The sequence below is a fragment of the Photorhabdus viridis genome, from assembly GCF_040256935.1.
Lineage (GTDB): Bacteria > Pseudomonadota > Gammaproteobacteria > Enterobacterales > Enterobacteriaceae > Photorhabdus > Photorhabdus viridis.
Genome location: NZ_JBEJZY010000315.1, coordinates 1 through 361, shown reverse-complemented (window position 1 = coordinate 361; position 361 = coordinate 1). Strand labels below are relative to the sequence as shown.

Below are 361 nucleotides of genomic sequence, written 5' to 3'. Positions count from 1 at the left end.
CTGGCGGATAACCCCGGACGTGATGCGCTGAACGAACCAACGCTGGCGGCGCTGACCGTGCTCGACCCGAATAATACCCTGTCGGATCAGCCGGATGTTAACCCGCAGGTCTCTGCGCTGACGTCCCGGTGCCTGGCGTATGTGATTTACACCTCTGGCTCGACGGGGACGCCGAAGGGCGTGATGGTCGAGCACCGTAATATTCTGCGTTTGTTTGAGGCGACAGAATCCTGGTATCACTTTGACCGGAAAGATATTTGGTGCCTGTTGCATTCCATCGCTTTTGACTTCTCGGTATGGGAATTGTGGGGGGCTTTACGCTACGGCGCAAAACTGGTTCTGGTGCCGCATGTGATTGCCC

Annotated in this window: 1 protein-coding gene; it reads left to right on the top strand. The window is 56.8% G+C overall.

Features of this window, described 5'->3' with window-relative positions; all coding sequences use genetic code 11:
- Positions 1-361, top strand: a 361-nt coding sequence (locus tag ABR397_RS25555; protein ID WP_350307812.1) for an AMP-binding protein, incomplete at both ends; no start/stop codon positions are given.